Here is an 18,542-nt window from a genome sequence, read left to right as displayed (position 1 = left end):
CACTGGGTGGTTTCCTGGGCCGCAAGAGTGATGGCGAGCCCGGCGCCAAAACGATCTGGATCGGCATGCAGCGAACCATGGATGCTGCGTTCATGATCCTGGCGCTACGGGCTGAGGACTCATGACTTCTGTATAAGGAGATGCGTTATATGGTGCCTACGCAATTTTCAAATTGTTCGGATTATATGTGGTCGCTGGATACTAACCATAATATTTGAGTTTTGTGCCCAAGCCTCTATTTCGTCGGTGCAATTTCACCAGGGCAGGAGGATCAACCAAGTGAGTTGTGTGGTCAAATCTATGTTTCAGGTTGTATTTACAAAAATGTCAGATTGATTGTCAAATTAAGATCTTCTGGAGGTTATGCATGGCCGGAATTTGGTTTAATCCTGAAACGCTAGCTGATTCACTCAATGAAACAGTTGGCTACAAAGCAGGACTTGCGCTTTCCGCGGAGGAAATTTGTGACCACCTCGCGGGAACAGGATATCCAGACGTCATTAAAAGATCTGAAATTCGTACGGTTCGACTTCGGTCAGAAGAGTACGAAGAACTTTTCTACAAATTGCTCCATCGAGTCGGATACACAACCGAAGAACATGGCGGCGCAGTCGCTAGTATGGCGTCTCTTTATCACAAGTATAAAAAGGCCGACCTCGCCACATACGAAGGAGTCATGAGGCTGTATCATTCCCACGCTCGAATCATGATGGAAGAGGCCATGCGGCAAGGAGTAAAGTCGATGGATCCTACGGATTTCATGCGCAATGTATTTGCAAAGTATGGAGAGCGAGGTCTTAGAATTTCCATGGAGGTGATCGAAACTTTTAATCGAGTCGTTAGTTTGAGCCCGCACAGTATTGTGCGTTACACGGAGTGGAGAAATATCGAAAAATTAAGCTCCTTGTTTGCAGGAGGCAAGACAAAACCGGCGTATGGAGAATTCATTGATCAACGTTTCATTGACTATCTTAGTCAAAATCCAGAGTCTATTGGAAAGATGCATTGGCGCAAGTTCGAGGAACTAACCGCCGAGTATTTTTTTAGAGTCGGATACAAAGTGGAGCTAGGGCCGGGTGGGAATGATGACGGAGTCGATATTCGCATCTGGCTGCCGGATGAAAGCGAAAACGCTCCGCACGGGATCATTCAGTGTAAGAGACAAAAAGACAAAGTGGAGAAGGTTGTTGTCAAAGGTCTTATGACAGACGTCCAGTTTGCCGACGCACATTTTGGCTTGATTGTGACAAGCTCAGAATTAAGTGTGGGTGCTCGAAATACAATCGTCTCCCGTGGATATCCAATTGAGGAAGTCAACAAAGAGGGTGTTGCTAAATGGCTGATGACACTGAGGACGCCAGGCACTGGAATCGTACGAAATTAGCAGTGCCGGCAAGGCGAGATGGGGAGATGGGGAGATGGAGGAGGTTGCGAAAGTGCGATCTCCAGGCGCCTGGTTTTTTGTCTCAATTTCGGGGCAGAACAGGCGAGCCGCTTCGCCATCGCGCGTCGCTCACATGTTAATTACTTAACATAATAAATGTTATGTTACGTTTGCGGCACATTTGCCGGGCGTGTCCCGGTTCGTCCAAGAACTTCACCATGGGTAATGCGTTGACGGCCATTGACCCGGAGGCTTCCTAAATCGAATGTCCTGCTGTAGGAAACCGGAATTCGCTGGACTGGCCGTGTGCCACAGGGGTTCAATGCGCCCGCGTAGGACCGTTGACGGCCAATTTCGGACATCGGCCAACGCTTGCGTCCAGACATCCCAATGTCCGGTCTACTCCTCGTATCGGACGTTCGGGCGTACGCTAGCGGCGTGCTTGCGGGTCGCTCAGCGTTCCAGTCCCGCAAACGAAGGCTGGCGTTTTCCGAGGAAGGCCGCCACACCCTCACGGAAGTCGCTCCCCTGCAATAAAGCCGCGATCTCGCGCTCGGCCAGCGCCACGCTTTCACCCAGAGTCTGGCCGAGCGCGAGGTAAGACTGCCGCTTGGTCGCCGCCATTGCACTGGGGGAGCACAGGGTAGCCAATGCGGCGGCACGTTCGAGGACCTCTGGCAGAAAGCCATCGGTTTCGAGCACGGCTGAAACGAGGCCGGCCTGTTCCGCCTCCTGTGCGCTCATTGACCTGCCGCTGATCAGCCATTCGAGCGCACGAGACAGACCAATCAGCCTGGGCAGGATCCAAGCAATGCCGTGTTCGGCGGGCAGCCCGCGCCGCACGAAGGCTGGTACCAGGCGCGCTTCGCGGCTAGCGTAGCGGATATCGCAATAGAGGGAGAGCACCAGCCCCACACCGGCTGCCGCGCCGTTCAGAGCGCAGATGATCGGCTTGCCGATCGACAGCAGATAGCTGTAGCGCTGGCCAAAGTCCTCCCTGGCGGCGACATCGTTGGGCGCGTGAGCCGCCGTACTACTGACGTGTCGCGGGCCGGACTCTGCCAGCCGCGCGCGCGCCGCCGACAGGTCGGCGCCGGCGCAGAAGGCCTTTCCGGCCCCGGTCAATACGATCACCCGGACCTCGCGATCGTCCTGGCAGCGCTCTAGCGCAGTGCGCAGTCCGGCTTCCATCTCAGGGTTCCAGGCGTTGAGCTGGTCCGGCCTGTTTAGGGTGATGACGGCAATCCGGTCCGCCACTTCGCAGAGGATGATCTCGTTGATGCTGGGGCTGGCCGCGCTCATGATTTGCTCCCCACGCGTTCAGTCATCAAGCGCAGCGCCTGGCGGTGCGCCTCGGTGGTGTGCGCCAGCGCCTGCATGCTGGCGGAGAGGTTGAGCACGGAGTCGAGCGTGTTGAGCAGGGACGCGTCCACCAGGCGCTTCGTCATCCTGACCGCGTGCCCCGGGTTCGCGGCGATCGCGCGCGCAAGCGTCAGCGCAGCGTCCGTCAATGTCTCAGGCTCGGCCAGGCGCGACACGAGACCCCACTCCAGCGCCTGCTGTGCATCGATGGCGTTGCCGGTGAGCGCCATTTCATAGGCGCGCGCCAGAGGCAGGGTGCGTGCCAGTAGCCAGGCGCCGCCGTCACCCGCCACCAGGCCAAGCTTGACGAAGCTCTCTGCAAAGGTAGCGCGGGTCGAGGCAATGCGGATGTCGCACATGCAGGCCAGGTCCAGTCCAGCACCAATGGCGGGGCCGTTGACCGCGGCGATCACCGGTATGTCGAGTTGCTGGAAGGCTCGCGGGATGCGCTGGATGCCATTGCGGTAGCGCTCTTCGTTGGCGATCGGCTCGCCCGCGGCGAACTGGCCCAGCGACTGCAGGCTGCCGCCGGCGCAGAATGCGGGCCCGGCCCCGGTCAGGACGGCCGCGCGCAGGGCCGGGTCGGCGGAGATCTCCGCAAGCGCCGTGACGATGGCCTGGATGCAGGATTCGTCTGCAATGGCATTGCGGGTATGCGGGTGGTTCAGCGTGATGACGGCGATGCCGTCATCGCGGAAAATCTGGACGAAATCTGACATGGCTGGCGTTTTCTCTTGGCTGGGGACTGGTTCTTGCTTCAGAACGCGCCTTGCTGGCGCAGGGTGTCGATTGCCGCGGGCGACAGTCCGAGAAGCTCGCTCAGTACAGCCTCGTTGTGCTCGCCGAGGTCCGGGTTGGGCCTCAGTGCCAACGGTGGGGACTGGTGAAAGCGCAAGGGGCTGTTGGGCAGGACCACCTCGCCCAATTTGGGATGCGTCACATAGTTCAGCATGCCGCGCTCGTGCATATGACGGTCGTGCACAACCTCATCGAGCGTGCGTACCGGCGCGCAGGGAAAGTGATGGGCCTGGCCGGCCGCCATGATCTCGGCGCGCGTCAGGTTGCAGGCCCAGGAGGCAACCAGTTCGTCCACCTCGCTCATCACCGCACAACGCGAGGCGTGCGTCGCGTAGCGTTCCTGCCTGCCCAGCTCAGAGCGCCCCATCGCCTGGCACAGCCCCGGCCAGTGGCCTTCGGTGACGCAGATAATGGCAATGTAGCCATCCTTCGCCGAGTAGGTGTTGTAGGGCGACATTGCGAGCGCCCCGTGCCGGTTTCCGGTGCGCGGATTGCGTTCCGGGTCCTCGTAGTACATCGTCAGGTTTGAGGCGAGAGCAGGATACATCGTGTCCTGCATGGCGATCTCGACAATCCTTCCGCGGCCGCTGCGTTCGCGCTCGAACAAGGCCGAGACGATGGCCCCATAGAGGTGGATACCGCCCAGGAAATCGCTGATGGCCGGCCCTGCCTTGAGGGGGGGGCTGTCGGGATAGCCGGTCACGTGCATGGCCCCGCTCATGGCCTGAATGGTCAGGTCCATGGCAAGATGATCGCGATTCGGCCCACTGGTCCCGTAGCCCGAGGCAGACGCGTAGATCAAGCGAGGCTGGATCTCCAGCAGCGCCTCGGCCCCGAGGCCGAGGCGCTCCATCACGCCCGGCATGAAGTTCTCGAGCACCACGTCTGCCTTGGCCACCAGGTCACGAAAGACGCTGCGGCCTTGCTCGGTCTTGAAGTTGAGCGTGATGCCGCGCTTGTTGGAATTAAGCATGGCCAGGGGCAACAGCGACTCGCGGCGCGCGCGCACCGGCTCGCCATGTGGTGGTTCGATCTTGATCACGTCGGCGCCGGCCATCGCCAGAAGGAAGCCGCAGTAGGGACCCTGATAGATCTGGCCCAGGTCGAGTACGGTAAGGCCGGCAAGGGGAAGCTGGCGAGCCAGAAATTGGTCGGTGACGCTCTTGGTCAGGTTCGTCGTCATGATATGGCTCTCATTGTTTCTGCATCCCGGCCTGCCGGGCTGCCTGCTCCCAGCGGCTGATTTCCTCAAGCTGGAAGCGCCTCAGTTCGTTGGCATCGCCAACAAACGGCTCGCCGTAGGATTGCCGCACCTTCATCGCTGTTTCGGGCAAGCGGTAGATCGCCTGCAACTGCTTGTCTAGCAGGTCGACGACGGACGCCGGCGTACGAGCCGGAACGAATGCGCCGGTCCAGTTGACCATGTAGTAGTCCCGGAAGCCCGACTCCTGCAGCGTCGGCACCTTGGGGAAAGCGTCGAAGCGCCGGTCGCCGGTCACAGCCAGCATCCGAACCTTGCCGGACTGGAGAAAGGGAACGACGGCGCCGAGGTCGACAAAGGCAAAGTCGAGCTGGCCGCCGGCCAGGTCCGACAAAGCCGGCGCCACGCCCTTGTAAGGCACCGGCGTAGCGCGGCCACCCGCAAGTTGAAGGAAGAGTTCGGTGGCGACCTGGTAGGAGGCCGCACCGGCGCCATAGTTGAGCGTGCCCGGCTGGGCCCGGCTGCGTGCTGCCAGATCGCCAATCGTTTTCACACCCGAAGAGCCTGGCACCACCACCGCCATCACGCCACGCGTCAACCGGGCCACCGGTGCGAAGTCCTTCACGGGGTTGTATGGCAAGCGCTTGAAGATGGCAACATTGGTCGCCATCGGTGAATTGCTGGCCAGAAAGATCGTGTGGCCGTCGGCGTCGGCGCTGGCCACGGCCGTGGCTGCGATGAAGCTGTTGGCACCGGGCCGGTTCTCCACGACCACCGGCTTGCCCAGCCGCTCGCCGAGCTTCTGCGCGACATAGCGCGCAGTGGTATCAGCACCACTGCCGGGCGGGAACGATACTACCAGTCGGATTGGCTTATCAGGGTAGGCGCCCGCGCTGAAGGGCAGTGCCAGCAAGAGCAATGTGACCGCTCCGGCAAGGCGCAGTGAGGTGCGTCTGTTCATCTTGTCTCCACGCTAACTTATCGAGGGCGAGCTCTGTCTGGCTCGCATGGCTGCAGAATAGGCAGCCACAGACACGGCACCAATTGGGGCGGGTATATATCAGCCATACCACTACTGGTATGACTTGTAACCTTTATTGCGCGGGGAGTGCGTGGCTGATCTCGGTGCGCAGCCAAGCGCAGGCCGCGTCGCGGTGGGTGAGGTTGTGCCAAAACATCGAGACATCCGTGGCAGGCGCCTCGAAGGCAAGCTCGGCCACCACAACGTTGCCTGGCAAGGCCAGTCGCCTGGCTGTCCTTGCCGGGATGGCGCAAATCATGTCGGTCTCGCTGACGATCTGCGGCGCCGCCATGAAGCTGGAAATGGTGTACACCACCCGGCGCGAGCCACCTTGCTTGCGGATGGTCCGGTCGATCAGTTCACCCAGCAGGGTAAGGCCGGTTGGCGAGACGTCCAGGTGGGGCAGGTTGCAGAAGTCCTTCAGGCTGATCCGTACATTCCCTCCGGTATTGCGCGGCTTGCGCATCACACAGACGAACGCCTCGGAATATAGGAGCCGAGTGCGGATCCCGGGTGCGGAGGGACAGGCCGAGCCAATGCAGAGATCGAGTTCGCCGCTTGCCAACGCATCGACGGCGCCGCTCCGATGCAATGGACTGAACTGCGCCGTGATGGAGGGGGCGGCGGACCGCAGTGCGCTCAGCAAGGAGGGGGCCAGCGAGAGCTGAATATGCTCATTGCAGGCCAGCGAGAAGTGTCGCACGTGGGTGGCGGCATCGAAGGGCGCATTGGCGCCTGCCAACTGAGCCGTGGTTTCCAGCAGTTTTTCCACGATCGGCAGCAATTCCTTGCCGTGCGAGGTCAGCAGCATATGGTTGCCTTCACGCACCAGCAGGGCATCCTGAAAGACGTTGCGCAGGCGATCGAGGGTTCGACTCATAGCCGGCTGCGACACCTCCATCTGGGCCGCCGCCTGCGATACGCTGCGCCCTCGCAACAGGGCGGCAAGCGCGTACAAGGTATGGAAGTCAACATTGCCCAGGCGGTCCAGACCGGATGTCGGGTTAGCTTTTTTGCCTGCTTTAATTTCGGGCTCCACGCCATCATTGAGATGGCCACATGATAGTAGCTATAGGAAAGGAGCTACGCGGATTTTGGTGAAGGAACGAAAAATCCCCGGCGTCGCGACTGCCTGCAGCTATCGAACATTTTGCAGTCCGACGTACGTTCGCTTCGGCCGATGACCTGCTGATCGCGGTAAGCGAGGCGATGGCGGTTGTACTTTGAGAACGGCCGTTGCCGTCGCGGCGATCCGAATGACGGCAAGGGGTCGGATCCCGCCTGTCGCCCTTTGCTTTTGGCCGGCGCTTGCCGGTCAGGAGCGGTCTGCTGCGACTGGCTGCTTTGGGTATTGTTGATGGGGAACAATCTGGCAAGCCGCCCTCGTCGAGCCCCCCCAGCATCGCGTAGCGGTGGATCATGAGGCAGGCGACGTAGGCGACCGTCGACGGCCAGACCTGCTGACGGCGCTGGCCGGACAGCAACGCGCCATCTTCGCCCGCCTCCTGCTGTGGCTCGCCGTCGGCCCGGCCGTCGGTGCGACAATGCGTTCTCTTGAGGAGATGACCACCATGAGCATGAAGATCCAGTGGCCCATGCCGGCGCATTGGGAAGACTTCGAGGACATGTGCTATCGACTCGCCCAAGCGGAGCGCACCTTGGTGTCGGGTCGCAAGTACGGGCGGCGCGGCCAGGAACAGCACGGCGTCGACATCGTGGGGAAAGCGGACCACCCCGACTGGCACAACGTGGGCATCCAGTGCAAGTTGAAGACCGAGCATCTTGGCGGCGAATTGAGGGCCGCCGAGCTGAACGAAGTCTACGAGAAATCGAAGTCGCTCCAGCCGCGGTTGGACAAGCTCTACGTGGCCACGACGATCTCACGGGACACCGAGATCTCGGCGCTCGTTGACCGGATCAACGAGTCGTGGCAGCGGCGGCACTTCGTGGAGGTCTGGTGCTGGGAGGACATCTGCGACATGCTCGACGCGCATCCGACCGTCGCCACGCGCTACTACCCCGGCATCGTGGACACGGATGAGCTCCAACGCACGCCGAGGGATCCGTTTGAGCTGTTCCTCGGTGCGGGATCCGAGGAAATGACATCGAGGCGCCTGCGCAAGCTGTTCGACCATGATGCGTTTCGCGCGCAGTTCCAGGCCGCCACCCGCGAGGTCGCCAACGTCTTGAGCGAATACGTCCTGAACTGCCTGCATGTGCGCAAGGGCAAGGCGCGGCGGGTCGCCATCATGCTGGACGGGACCGAACTGGTGGTCGAGGACGACGGCCAGGCCTTCGATCCTCTCGACCACTCGTTCGAGACCATCCCGGACCAGGTCGGCCTCCGGACGATTCGGGGACTGGTGGACAACCAACCCCGTCTCCAGGCGACCTACATCCCGAGGAGCTCCGATGACGCGCAGGCGTTCAACCGCTTCGTGATCCGGGTCTTGGACATGGAAGGCATCGCCTCGAGCAATTGCAGCGTCCACGTTGACGCAGCCGAACTATTCACACGCCAGGACGGGCACGCCTATTTCGAGCAGATGAATATCCCGCAGGACTGCGACCCGTTCACGATCAACGTCGGAACCACCGACCACGCCTCGTCATCCGGCACGCACGAAGTACTCAGGCGCCTGAAGGAATACCTTGGCGACAGAAAGCTGGTCGTGGTCGTCGCGCCGCATCGGCCGGATCTCTACGCCGCGCTGGAACCCTCCGTTGCGCGCTGGCCGAACGTGTCGCTGCTGATGCGCTGAGATTACCGCACGCGCCGACGTACCCGCACGACGTGCTGAAACCGCAACCGTCCTTTTGGATCATCGTCGCGTTGCCGCACTCGGGGCGGGGGCTCGGCCCGCGGGCGGTTTGAGCAGGCCCATCGTGCGCAGCGGGAAAAGGCACCGCACGGCCCGTTCCCGAGATTGGTGAGGGAGATCTATGAGCATTGAGATCGTACTTTCCCTCGAATCCAATCGGGTAGCTGCCGACTCATTTCGCATACCTCTGGCTGCTGCTCAGCTTCAACGATCAGTGACTGCTTTCCGACACGCCCGCCGGGATGATCGACCGGTTGAATCCTCAGTCGTTAGCTGCCAATAGCATGAAATGATCCGCGCGCGGGAATTGGAACTGCAATATTTGCCCATCCTGGGGAGGGGTTGACATCTTCCGGTGGTTGAATAAATTTGCTTCCAGGGAGGAAGACATATGATTCAATTCAAAAACCAACGCCGGGGATTTTCATTCGCCAGACACATCTGGCTCATAGGGCTCGCCATGGCGCTGGCTGCGTGTTCCAGTGTTTATGACACGGAAGTATCCACTGCAATTGCGCAATCGGGAGTCACAGCAGCTTTGGCAACAGCAGTGCCCGCACCACCGCCGCCTGCCCGGGCAGATGGCCCCGTCGTTTATAACGCCAGCCTGTCTCCGGCGTTGCCAAAAAGCAGCGCATTCCCGAAGCGCCAGGTCTTGAAATCGGGACAGGCCACCACCTTGCGGTTCCATCTCGGTCCGCAGGATCCATTGTCGATCCTTGAGGCACAAATTGTCGCCACCGAGATTCGCACAAGCAAGGCCGATGTCCCGCTGAGCGTGGTGCTCGCCTGTTCGTTCTGCGAGCCGCGTGCGAACTCCCTAAGGCACATCGTTTACAAGCCCGACGCGCGCCGATCGAACGACGCCAGTTTTGCGTTCACCCCTCAGGCATCTGCGGATGGCCGCGCCTACACGGCGACGTTGCAGATCCTGATCATCAATGACACGACCGGAACCGAGCACGACCGGCTGAGCATCGATGTTGCTGTCGATGCGGCAAACGCCACGCCGGCAACGGCGGCCGTCGGCTCCGAGGTGTCGACGCGGACGGTGAAGGCGGTCGAGCCGTCCGCGGCGTCCTCCGCATGGCAGCCTGACCTCATTCTCTACGCGAACGAGGAACTCGGACGCTATGTCAGCATCGAGATCGAGCCGGTCAGCGCGGAGATGAAGGCATTGATCGGCAGTCTCATGCTCGACGCCAGTGGGGCGCGAAGAAAGTTTCGCTCAGGCGTGGACGACGCAACTATGGTGGACGCCATGACGAAGACCTCGTACGGCGTGATGTCGGCCGTCAGCCTGCAAGGGGAGTTTCTCGATCGGCTCAGTGCCACGGGCGTGAATGCGGCGGTGTCCGACGCATCGCAGACCACCCTCAAGCTGAACGATTCCGAAGCGAAGGTCGTTGCGGAGACGATCGCGGCAAGCGGACGACAACTGTACCGGAATCTCTTTACGAAATCGCAAGAATCCGATTTACGGACGGCGATTCGCCAGATCGAATCCGCGGCCGATCAACCTAGGGCCAGGCCCTTGCGCCTGAAAGTGATCACCGATCGGATCTCGTTGCCGTGGCAGTATCTTCATCCGGTTGGCCCGTCGGTCGATCCGAACAAGTTCTGGGGCATGCGCTTCAGCTTGAGCGTGCTGCGCACCAGCACCGGTGGCGCGGGACGAGGCGTACAAGTTGGCCAACCAATCGTCCCCACGGTGGTGTTTGCGCGCTACGGCAAAAGCGCGGACGACAGCGTGCACCGGGCCATTGAGCAGATAGCGCAACTGAAGCAGATCACGTTCAAGGAACCGCTCGTGGTGGACTCCGGCCCGAAACTGCTGAACGATGCGCTGACACGGGATCGCCGGCAAGTCTCCGCCATCTTGACATTCCTGCATGCCTCGTCCGGCGCGCAAACTCCGGCCGACTTCACGAGTGGCCCGCAACTGGAATTCAACACCGGCGACCTCGTGACCAGCGAAACCCTCGAGAACCTGCTGAACATCATGTCCGCCGAGGATCTCGAATCGCGCGTTCCCTACCTGACCAGCATGCCGCTCGTCATTCTCAACGCCTGCGAAACCGGCCCGTCGACCCATCTTCCCCACGTCAAGCTGCAGGACGCCTTGTTCCAGCTCGGCGCCGAGGGCGTGGTCGTCACGGAAGTCTCTGTCTGGATTCCGCTCGGCCACGAGGTAGCTACCCGCCTGATCGACAAGCTCGGCAAGGGCGAAGCGGTGAGCGACGCGTTGACGGTGGTCCGTCGTGAACTCTATGCCGAAAAGAAGAATCCGTTGGGACTGCTTTACGCCTACTACGGCGACCCGGCCGCAACCCTTCGCTATTGAATCCCACCTCTTCCGACATTAGTGTAACTATGACGACGCCCTTTAGCCGACGGAACTTCCTCGTGGCGCTTGCCGCCAGTCTCGCACCCGTGCCGAGCATTGGTCGCACAGCACCGCTATGCCAGACCGACCCAGCCATTTCGGATGTAAATGCACCGTTGACTATCGACGTGCACACCCACATCTTCAACGGGCGGGATCTTCAGATTCGCCAATTCTTCGCCAAGACGACGGTCCAACAGGGCTCCGAGCTGTACCCGTTTGCCAACGCTATGGGTGCCGTTCTGCAGACGCTGGGCTGGCATCTGGCCCCCAATGCGGAAAGCGAGCGGAGGGCCATCGCGCAATACGCCGCCGAGATGCGGAACTGCGGGGGTGCGGAGACATTGAGAACGCTGGCCGCGCCTGCCTTTGAGGAAGGCTACGCAGTGGGGCGGCGCGAGCTGCAAGCTGCGGCGCAGACGCTCAATCAGACGCCTCAGGGCGCCGCCGTGCTGGGGCCGAAGACAAAGGGTGGCTCTCGCCTGGAAGACGCGATCCGGTCGCTCCCGCCCACCTACAAGGGCTTCGAGGCGAAGCGGACACAACCTGGCGTCCTGGGTTCCAATCCCACGCTTCTCGGGTATCTGCGGTTCATCCTGCACAACTTCAACCATCGCCATGTCAATGCGATCGACTACCTGACGACCTATTCACGAAATTCGAGCCGCAAGGTGGACCTGGTGGTCGCCAGCATGGTGGACTACGACTGGTGGCTGGCGCAGGGTAAGCAAACTCCGACCACGCTCGCGGAGCAGGTCGACCTGATGGGGGAGATTTCCGTGCTGCTGGGCGGTCGCGTGCATGGCTTCGCACCATTCTGCCCGTTCCGGGAGGCGATGACCAAGGGGGCGGATGGCATCGGAGATTCGATGCGCCTTGTCAAGCGGGCCGTGGAGACCCAGGGCTTCCTTGGCGTCAAGTTGTATCCGCCGATGGGATTTGCGCCGTGGGGCAACACGGGCCAAACGATTTGGGTGGGCAAGCCCGGACTACCGGCGGCCGCATCGGATCCCGCATTCGGCGAGCATCTGGACGCGGCCATGGAGACGCTGTTCAAGTATTGCACCGATAACGGCGTGCCAATCATGGCGCATTCCAATCACTCGAACGGGCCCGACAAGGCATTCCTGGACCTTGCCGGCAGTGAGTACTGGTCAAAGGCCTTGGGCAAGTTCCCCGGCCTGCGGGCCAGCTTTGGCCACTTCGGCGACACCAATCTGGAGGATCATCAGGGCGACAAATCGCGCAAGTTCCTCGATCTGATGAGCAGCGCGGCGGGGTCGGCTGGTGCAAACATATTTGCCGACAGCGGCTATTTCGCTGGCGTTCTTTCCAACCAGTCGAAGATGACTCAAGTGTTGCAGACGCTGTACGCCGCCTCGGACAACCATGTGCTGCGGGAGCGCCTGATGTACGGCACCGACTGGACCATGATCCTGCCGCAGAAGAATGTGGACGATTACCTGTCGGACTTCATCGACGTGATGGGCAAGGTCGAAGCCGCCCAGCACGGCGTCACCGTGCGGCAGACCACCCTGTCGAACGCGTTCTTCGGCCACAACGCGGCCGAGTTCCTAGGCTTGAAGTCCGGCATGGTGAACCGGAGGCGGCTCGAGACGTTCTATGCGGCTAACAAGGTGCCGGAGCCAGACTGGATGCGCAAGGTGGGCTGACGCCGGCCGCTCCATGATGACCGCATGAGGGCATGAGAGCACGACCTTGCTCCGTCCGCTTTCGTGCCGGATGGCGGCCATATAACGCGCCGGTTCGGCGATGCCGAGCTGCTCGCGCGCGGCTTGGACCGGCTCGTTCAGCAATGTCTCGCAGTCCTCGTCGAGCAGCCCGCGTGTGAGTGTCGTATGCAACGGATCATTTTGTCGCGGAGACCGGCCGGCATAGTGCCGGTCCACGCGCGAGAAGGAAGAATGGGACTGACCGTCAGACAATGCTATGGCCGCACTCGGCCATAAGGCGACGCTCCCGTAAAGAACGACGGGGATGCTCAATCTTCGGCTGTGGACCAGACAGCGGACGCTCGGGTTCGCACGGCACCGCGCACTGCCTTCGCGCCTTCCGCCTGCAGTTCTGGCGGGGAACGCCCTTCTTCACCTCCGCTATTTCTTCGAGAATCGAACCCACGATTTCCGACGGGCGCCCGGCTGCCGATGAAGATGCCCACCGGCCATTGTCCCGGGCCGTTCCTCGGAGCAGCTATCATCATTTTTTTAGTCGCACTCGCTTGTGACTGGCCTGAGTGTGTGCGGCGTCGTTTCCATTCTGTCCGGCACGCTTCGTGCCATGAAGCGCCGTTCGCCTGCACGGTCATCGGGCAATTGGAAATCTGATCTGCAAGCGAGCGCCGCTTCAATAGACATATCAGAAACTGGCTTTATCCCGACCATGGGCGTCCGACGCGCCAAGGCACTCCTCCCGTGGTTATCGCGAGCCAGCTCGGAAGGCGAATGGCGGCTGTACCCCGGGGAAGCAGCCCTTGCGCAACCGCTCCGCTAGGACCGAAAGTCAGACAGCGGCACACGGGCGGACATGGCGGCTAAGACATCCGCCGCGCCCCCACTGTTGGGGAGAGTCGACATCTCCGCCCCATAACCCAATCTGGGGATGCGGTGTTTCCCGCCTTCCATCAGAATCACACAACACTTTTTCCTGACCCATTGCAACGATCTGACGCTATGCTCACCCGTTCGCTCTGTAAGTACATCCTTGTCGCGGCGGGGCTCATGCCCGTCTTTGTGAGCGCCCAGGAGGCGCCTCGCGTCAAAATTTCCACAAGCTCTGGCGATATCGTCGTCGAGCTCTATCCGGAGAAGGCGCCGAAGTCCGTCGATAACTTCCTTCAGTATGTCCGCGTCGGCCAGTACACCGGCACAATCTTCCACCGGGTCATACCGGGATTCATGGTTCAAGGCGGTGGCTTTGACAGCAACTTGACCGAAAAGTCGACCCGGGCGCCCATCCCCCTCGAGGCGAACAATGGGCTCCTGAACGAACGGGGAACGCTGGCCGTGGCCCGAACTGCGAACCCGAACTCCGCGACCGCCCAGTTTTTCATTAACCTCAGAGACAATCCTTCGCTGAATGCGCCCAAGCCAGACGGGTATGGCTACGCGGTCTTCGGACGCGTGGTGAGTGGGATGGATGTCGTGGATTCCATCGCGACGGTGGCGACGACAACGGTCCGCGGGTATGCGAACGTTCCAATCAGCCCTATCACCATCACGTCGGCTTCTGTTGATACGACGCCTATCCGGACCGTGGTTGTATCGAATTCCGCTTCCCTAGGCGTCTCCACCACGTCCCAGAAAGCGGACTCAAAGAAGAAGAGCGGCGCGCTCGCAGATAGCGGTGCCGTGGCCTCTAACGCGTCCCACAGTGCTACACGCGCGACAACAACCCTTGCTGCCGCCGATTCGAAAGAGCGATCACCGGCCTCCACGAACTGCCCGGTCGAAGCGACATTTTTGGGCGCCTTTCAAAAGGTTACCACGCTAAAGTTTGCGGCCCTGCGCGAGAAGATGCTCACGAAAGCAGAGTTGGAGGAGTACTTCCAAGATCTTGTAACGCTCCAGCGGGAAGCAAGCACAAACGTTCAAAACAATGGAATGCGCATCTACCTCTCCTACGGCATCACTGACACGCCGCGGCAACGCGCATTACTCGGGTGCGCGGAGAACTCAACTGGCGATTGCGCTGATCTGACCATCAACAGGGAGCCGCCGAACTTCCGTGACACCATCACACCACGGCTGGCGGTGTACCAGTGCCATCATGATGCGGGATGGCCCTCGGCAAGCGATTCGACACCGCCGCGCGGCAGGACGCCGACGCTAATTGCTGCGACACCTTCCGGTGGCCGGCAGCAGGCGCCGATACAAGAGAAGTCGAGCGCCAGACAATTGGGCGCGACGACTGGCGAGGGAGGCGGTCCTACGCTGAATGGCGTCCCGTCGCCACGACCGAGCGCAACGAAACAAGAAGATGATCACGCTCCGTACATCTCGCGCAAATGCGTTCGTATCGTCCAAGGCGGAAAAGGTGTGGCGGACGCGTACAAGCGGATTCAGAACGATTGCGGGACGCCAGTGACCGTCGCTTTCTGCCTTGAGGCGCCAGGACCGATTAACGAATGTCTGAATCCCCTTAAGTATGGCCTCAGCGACGTCATTCCGGCGCGAAAGTCCCAACTGACGGCGGACGCGATTCAAGGACCGTGGACCGCGTGGTCCTTTGTCTGTGACATGAGCAATCCGAAGAAACAGACATGCCTACCACCAAAAGATATTGCGGGAGGCGGGGCGTTTAGGGACTGACTGAGGGTGGACTACGCCAACCTCGCAACCACTATTAAATTTTCTTGTGGGACACACTGATGGCTGCTGACTCTTCTAACTGGACGTTAGCAAATTAGGACACCAATGGCAGAGAAGAGGCGGGAGGGCCTGTCGCATCTCTCTTCTCAAGGTTTGTGGACACAGGTAGTTACCATCTACCCTTTGGTGCCCTGAGACGCCACCATCCTGAGCGGGACGCAGCCGTTTCCGGCCAGCGTCACCGCCCGACGGCCACCCGCAGAAGCTTCAGACCCCGCACAAACCGACCAGCGTCCCGTCATCCTCAAGACGCTACCGAAGGCACGGGGCGAAAACCCTGTTGCACGCCGCGTTGCAACCACCGTAGCCATCGGATCTCTATCCTCTGCATTCCGGACTCTCCAGCGCCAACTAACACTGCAAGATGGAGCTTACCAAACGTCGTTGGACCGCTGGCACGCCCCTCGTGGCATTCGCCCCGGCCCGGTTTGGAAGCAGCAGCCGCCTCGAAGAGGCGGTAGGTGGTAGCGAAGATCGACTTTCAGTATATAACATCTGGAATGAACCAAATCGACCGCCTCTGGCTAACTAATCCGACCCTCGCCTATGCCGACTGGCAAGCGCGCGAGGCCGCCGGCGCGGACCGGCGCCCGTTCTCCGCACGCTCCATTGTTCAGCACCAGGCGATGTTCGAACACTTCCGACGGCACCTGTTCGCGCTCGACGAGACCCTGGCCACCTTCGGCTCCGACCACATCGCCGCCTTCTGGCAACTGCCGGAGGCTAGCAGCTACAGTACAGCCACCCGCATGCGATACCTGAAACTGCTCGACCGGCTGTGCCGCCACCTGATGGCCATCGGCGTGCGACAAGGCAATCCTGCCGAGAAATTGGTGCGCGACGGTCAGTGGCCAAAGGACGACCCTGCTCCGATCTTCCTCCGGGAGGACGCCGATGCCCGGCTGCAGGCTTACGTTCAGCCGCATGTTGGCGACGATCTCGCAATGCTGCGCAGCCGAGCAATCGTCGCGTTTTTCCTGGGAACCGGTGTCACGGTCGCGGAGAGCCGAGTTGCCCAGGTGGTCGACCTGCAGCCCGCGGCCGCGCCGCCCTATCTTCATGTTCCTGCGCATGGCGCGCGTGAAACCCGCACCGTGCATCTGGACACGTTCGCCGTACCCATCCTTTCGGCCTGGCTCGAACGCCGTGCCGCCCTGCCGATCGCTGGGGATCTGCTCTTCTCGCTCAAGGCCAGCGGCACGCCAATCACGGAAATTAGCCTCGGCAGGATCGTGCGCGCTACACTGGAGACCATCGCTTTCGAGGCGGACGACATGAGCCCTCGGATCCTGCGCAATACGTTCTGCCGGCGCCAGCTGCTCGCTGGCCGCTCGAGCGAGGATGTCAGCAAGCAGCTCGGCTTGGTCAGCTCAAGGACCTGCGACCGAATCGCTGCCACGATCGAATAATTCTCGCCGCATGATCGAACCTGCGGAAGTGTCGGAAATGCGACGGTGGGTCACAGTTCGCACTGATTTTGCTATCCTCCACGCAGCGCCGATGCCACCGGCATGCTGGCGCCTCACTCAACATACGACGAGCACCTATCCATATGGCAACCAAAGCAAAACCTGTCGCGAAGAGCGCCACGCCTGTGGCCAAGAAGGCAGCACCGGCCAAGAAGACCGCCGCCGCAGCTGCCCCAGTCGCCAAGCCACTGGCGGAAAAGTTTAACAAGTCCAGCCTGCTCGCCCACCTGGTCGCAAAAACCGAGCTGGATGCCAAGACCGTGAAGACCGTGTTGGCGCATCTGGAGAACACGGTCCTGAGCGCCGTGCACAAGAAGGGCGCAGGCGAGTTCACCCTGCCCGGCCTGTTCAAGGTGGTGGCCACCCAGGTCCCGGCGACCAAGAAGCGCTTCGGCAAGAACCCGTTCACCGGCGAAGACCAGTGGTTCGCCGCCAAGCCGGCGACCGTCAAGGTCAAGGTCCGCCCGCTGAAGAAGCTCAAGGACGCCGCGATCTGAGCATTGGACGGTTAGGCCGGGACAGCCCGCCCTAACCCATGCCGGCCTCGGCTTCCGTCGCCACGAGCCGGCAATCTACCGAAACTGGCTATCAAACCAGCGCGGAACCCCGCTATCATAGTGGCGTCGCATCAGCGGCAGGAAGCACAAGAAGCGGACCGGAAAGCGGTCCCGTCAGCCATCCCATAGAGCGTCTGTCCATGCCAGTCGGCATCGGCATGCGCTTCTCTTGCGCTTATCTCCTTTTTACCGCCGAGAACTCGGCAAAAGGAGAGAATCATGACTACCGCAATCGAGCCGGCTGCCCGTGCTGACCAGAATCCAATCTTCCGCCTGGAAGCGTTCGCATCCGGCCGCTACGACGTCTACTCGGCCATCAATGGCCTGCGTGCCGGCGCGCTCATTGGCGGCAATGGCCAATGGTGCGCGGAACAAGGCGCCAAGACCCTGGGCTACTTCGAGACGAAGGACGCCGCCGCCATGGCCTTGATCCAGGCCCGGGGCTTCCCATCGCAAACGCTGTTCGAGCAGATGCGCGACTTCATCGAAGGCCCGCAAAGGCCTCTGCAGCACTACCAGGACGACTTCTACAAGCACGACCGCGCCTACCTCGATGGATGGCGGAATGCCACCGATCTGCTTTGGTTCGTGACCGCCACGGCGACACATCTCGTCCCGCTGGATCTGGACGAGATCACCAAGCGTGAGGGCAACGCCGTCCTGGAGGCGCGGGATCCGGCGATCACGGGCCAGCCGCTGCACATCCATCACCTGGACGTAGCGACAGGAAGGATGCGTCCATGCACGTCCAACAAGGCGCACTCCCTTATCAATAGCCTGACGCAAACCTATCGGCTTGGCTGGGGGAACCTCAAGAAGCATGGGGAGACCTTGGCGCGCGTCACCATCACGGTGAATCGTCCGCCGGCGCAAAGTCCCATCGCCAATGTCGCAATGGCTGTCACGCGCGAGCCTTCGCCGAAGGAAATCGCGGTGCTTCGCCGCTTTGCCGCCTATGCGGCCGTCCGCCACTTCGGCACCTTGTTCGCGGCCGTCGGTCACGTTCGTATCGCCGACGACGAGCGAGCCTACTTCGACTCCGCTCAAGAATCGTAATCTCCCCGCCCTGGCTCGTGCCGGGGTGGAACCCCATCAAGCTTGTCCGTCCGGAGTCCTTTCGCCAGGCAGCAGCCTTGGGACAGGGTTTCCCCTGC

General features: G+C 61.1%; 13 protein-coding genes and 1 pseudogene. 9 read left to right on the top strand and 5 right to left on the bottom strand.

What is annotated here, in order from left to right; genetic code table 11:
* Both AC1DS6_RS35015 and AC1DS6_RS35010 read left to right on the top strand, forming a co-directional pair.
* On the top strand, nt 1-125 hold a 125-nt coding region (locus tag AC1DS6_RS35015; protein WP_477104196.1), incomplete at its 5' end, for an IS4 family transposase.
* A 242-nt stretch (nt 126-367) separates the two neighbouring features.
* On the top strand, nt 368-1,384 hold the full coding sequence (locus tag AC1DS6_RS35010; RefSeq protein ID WP_477104195.1) for a restriction endonuclease: 1,017 nt from the start codon (nt 368-370) through the stop codon (nt 1,382-1,384).
* 453 nt (nt 1,385-1,837) lie between these two features.
* Here AC1DS6_RS35010 and AC1DS6_RS35005 read toward each other — a convergent pair whose 3' ends face one another.
* The 5 genes from AC1DS6_RS35005 to AC1DS6_RS34985 form a co-directional block, all read right to left on the bottom strand.
* Entirely contained in the window at nt 1,838-2,686 is an 849-nt protein-coding gene (locus AC1DS6_RS35005; RefSeq protein ID WP_477104194.1) for an enoyl-CoA hydratase-related protein, read from the bottom strand.
* Complete coding sequence (locus AC1DS6_RS35000) at nt 2,683-3,465, bottom strand: enoyl-CoA hydratase-related protein (RefSeq protein WP_477104193.1); 783 nt, start codon at nt 3,463-3,465, stop codon at nt 2,683-2,685. The genes AC1DS6_RS35005 and AC1DS6_RS35000 overlap by 4 nt, the downstream gene beginning before the upstream one ends.
* 38 nt (nt 3,466-3,503) lie before the next feature.
* On the bottom strand, nt 3,504-4,727 hold the full coding sequence (locus tag AC1DS6_RS34995; RefSeq protein WP_477104192.1) for a CaiB/BaiF CoA transferase family protein: 1,224 nt from the start codon (nt 4,725-4,727) through the stop codon (nt 3,504-3,506).
* A gap of 10 nt (nt 4,728-4,737) precedes the next feature.
* Entirely contained in the window at nt 4,738-5,706 is a 969-nt protein-coding gene (locus AC1DS6_RS34990) for a Bug family tripartite tricarboxylate transporter substrate binding protein (RefSeq protein ID WP_477104191.1), read from the bottom strand.
* Between the two features lie 133 nt (nt 5,707-5,839).
* A complete protein-coding gene (locus AC1DS6_RS34985) occupies nt 5,840-6,805 on the bottom strand; it encodes a LysR family transcriptional regulator (protein WP_477104190.1) in 966 nt (321 codons plus the stop codon).
* A gap of 373 nt (nt 6,806-7,178) precedes the next feature.
* On the opposite strand from AC1DS6_RS34985, the gene AC1DS6_RS34980 reads away from it, so the two are divergent.
* The 7 genes and pseudogenes from AC1DS6_RS34980 to AC1DS6_RS34950 all read left to right on the top strand — a co-directional run bounded on the left by AC1DS6_RS34980 (nt 7,179) and on the right by AC1DS6_RS34950 (nt 18,444).
* The gene (locus AC1DS6_RS34980) at nt 7,179-8,528 is read left to right on the top strand and encodes a hypothetical protein (protein WP_477104189.1); all 1,350 of its coding nucleotides are present in this window, start codon (nt 7,179-7,181) and stop codon (nt 8,526-8,528) included.
* Between the two features lie 451 nt (nt 8,529-8,979).
* Nucleotides 8,980-10,932 carry a CHAT domain-containing protein gene (locus AC1DS6_RS34975; RefSeq protein ID WP_477104188.1) on the top strand — a complete coding sequence of 651 codons (1,953 nt, stop codon included), beginning with the start codon at nt 8,980-8,982 and terminating at the stop codon, nt 10,930-10,932.
* 62 nt (nt 10,933-10,994) lie between these two features.
* Complete coding sequence (locus tag AC1DS6_RS34970) at nt 10,995-12,647, top strand: amidohydrolase family protein (protein ID WP_477104187.1); 1,653 nt, start codon at nt 10,995-10,997, stop codon at nt 12,645-12,647.
* Between the two features lie 1,065 nt (nt 12,648-13,712).
* Nucleotides 13,713-14,222: pseudogene (locus tag AC1DS6_RS34965) on the top strand (peptidylprolyl isomerase); the annotation flags it as partial.
* 1,640 nt (nt 14,223-15,862) lie between these two features.
* Nucleotides 15,863-16,771: a tyrosine-type recombinase/integrase gene (locus AC1DS6_RS34960; RefSeq protein ID WP_477104186.1), complete on the top strand. Its 909-nt coding sequence runs from the start codon at nt 15,863-15,865 to the stop codon at nt 16,769-16,771.
* A gap of 143 nt (nt 16,772-16,914) precedes the next feature.
* Entirely contained in the window at nt 16,915-17,328 is a 414-nt protein-coding gene (locus AC1DS6_RS34955; RefSeq protein WP_253932974.1) for an HU family DNA-binding protein, read from the top strand.
* Between the two features lie 279 nt (nt 17,329-17,607).
* The gene (locus tag AC1DS6_RS34950; RefSeq protein ID WP_253932975.1) at nt 17,608-18,444 is read left to right on the top strand and encodes a hypothetical protein; all 837 of its coding nucleotides are present in this window, start codon (nt 17,608-17,610) and stop codon (nt 18,442-18,444) included.
* Nucleotides 18,445-18,542: the final 98 nt, after the last annotated feature.

This window comes from Cupriavidus sp. 05L310 (genome assembly GCF_056398185.1).
The sequence above is the reverse complement of the archived record's forward strand: the minus strand, read 5'-3'. Positions and strand labels throughout refer to the sequence as shown.

Bases quoted from the DNA above. Each gene is read 5' to 3' on its own strand.
- AC1DS6_RS34995 (WP_477104192.1), bottom strand. From the start codon at position 4,727: ATGACGACGAACCTGACCAAGAGCGTCACCGACCAATTTCTGGCTCGC.
- AC1DS6_RS35000 (WP_477104193.1), bottom strand. From the start codon at position 3,465: ATGTCAGATTTCGTCCAGATTTTCCGCGATGACGGCATCGCCGTCATC.
- AC1DS6_RS34990 (WP_477104191.1), bottom strand. From the start codon at position 5,706: ATGAACAGACGCACCTCACTGCGCCTTGCCGGAGCGGTCACATTGCTC.
- AC1DS6_RS34955 (WP_253932974.1), top strand. From the start codon at position 16,915: ATGGCAACCAAAGCAAAACCTGTCGCGAAGAGCGCCACGCCTGTGGCC.
- AC1DS6_RS34950 (WP_253932975.1), top strand. From the start codon at position 17,608: ATGACTACCGCAATCGAGCCGGCTGCCCGTGCTGACCAGAATCCAATC.
- AC1DS6_RS34975 (WP_477104188.1), top strand. From the start codon at position 8,980: ATGATTCAATTCAAAAACCAACGCCGGGGATTTTCATTCGCCAGACAC.
- AC1DS6_RS34960 (WP_477104186.1), top strand. From the start codon at position 15,863: ATGAACCAAATCGACCGCCTCTGGCTAACTAATCCGACCCTCGCCTAT.
- AC1DS6_RS35005 (WP_477104194.1), bottom strand. From the start codon at position 2,686: ATGAGCGCGGCCAGCCCCAGCATCAACGAGATCATCCTCTGCGAAGTG.
- AC1DS6_RS35010 (WP_477104195.1), top strand. From the start codon at position 368: ATGGCCGGAATTTGGTTTAATCCTGAAACGCTAGCTGATTCACTCAAT.